Here is a 1,071-nt window from a genome sequence, read left to right as displayed (position 1 = left end):
GCCGATGGGCCGGCGCGGGCGTTCGCACCATCGCGGCCGAGATCGGCCGCAGCCCGCACCCCTGCACCTGGGCGACGGTCACCGCGGCGACGTCCGCGCCGGACCGCAACCGAACCGCGTCCGGCAATGCCGTCCACGACGGCGACCTCGGCTTCGAGTTCGGGCGATCCGTCGAGGCGCGGCGACCAGCTCGGCGTTGTGGGCGCTGGTCGTCCCGGGTAGCCGCCCACTGTCGATGAGCTCGTGGTGGCGCCAGGCGTACATCGTCTGGACGCTGATGTCGAGATTCGCCGCTACCTGGGCGACGCGGCGGCCGGACGCGATCAGATCGAGGACCTTGTGCCGGAACCCGGGCGGGTACCTTCTGGGCATCGTGGGCTGTCCTCCGGGTTACTGAAATGAGTGACCATCCAGTAACCCGACTCCGTATGTCTGTTCCGCTTGAAGTTGGCGGAGGTGGAGGTGCTTGACCTGCGGTCCGTCAGGTAGGTCCGAACAACCCGCCGGCCGGGTTGTTGGGGCCTACCTGATGGATTCGGCGGTCGAGAGCGAGGGAGGCGGCGGCTTCGGACGGGCTGCTGACACGCTGCCGCAGCTCGGTGCCGTGCGCCCCGCAAGGTGACTGCGGTCTCCCCGGCAGCTCCCGCAACTCGTGTCCGTTCCGTGCGGGGCCTCGCCGCGCATCGCATTGACCGCACTCTGACCGGTCCCGCCCACGGCGTCGCTGGACCGCACGGTCCTGCCCCCGCCGACCGCCCCGCGTGCCCCGGTGGTGGGGTGGTCTCGGGTAAGCCGGGTCAGAGTGAGGTGATCTCCAGGGTCACGAGGGCGTAGGTGCTGGGGACCGTGCCCAGGCCGAGGGTGCACAGCAGCACGTCGGTGGCCGGATTGGTGTTCACCTGGAGGACGGTGCTTCCGGCGAACAGGCCGGAGGTGACCGTGCCGGTATAGGTGACCACCATGGCGGCCCCCACGATGTTGACGGTGTAGTTGAAGGAGATGGTCGAGGTCTGGCCGGTGTTCCAGGTGATGGTGAGGGTGGCGGACCCATTACGCAGCAGTTCGAGGCAG

The 1,071-nt window shown here is 69.2% G+C and carries 2 protein-coding genes; both read right to left on the bottom strand.

Annotation, left to right across the window (positions count from 1 at the left end; genetic code table 11):
- Window positions 1-78: 78 nt before the first annotated feature.
- Window positions 79-372: a helix-turn-helix domain-containing protein gene (locus tag AB0G02_RS41915; RefSeq protein ID WP_360806660.1), complete on the bottom strand. Its 294-nt coding sequence runs from the start codon at window positions 370-372 to the stop codon at window positions 79-81.
- A 425-nt stretch (window positions 373-797) separates the two neighbouring features.
- Window positions 798-1,071: hypothetical protein (locus AB0G02_RS41910; RefSeq protein WP_360806657.1), on the bottom strand; the 274-nt coding region annotated here is incomplete at its 5' end.

This window comes from Actinosynnema sp. NPDC023658, assembly GCF_040639995.1.
Classification (GTDB): domain Bacteria; phylum Actinomycetota; class Actinomycetes; order Mycobacteriales; family Pseudonocardiaceae; genus Actinosynnema.
The sequence above is the reverse complement of the archived record's forward strand: the minus strand, read 5'-3'. Positions and strand labels throughout refer to the sequence as shown.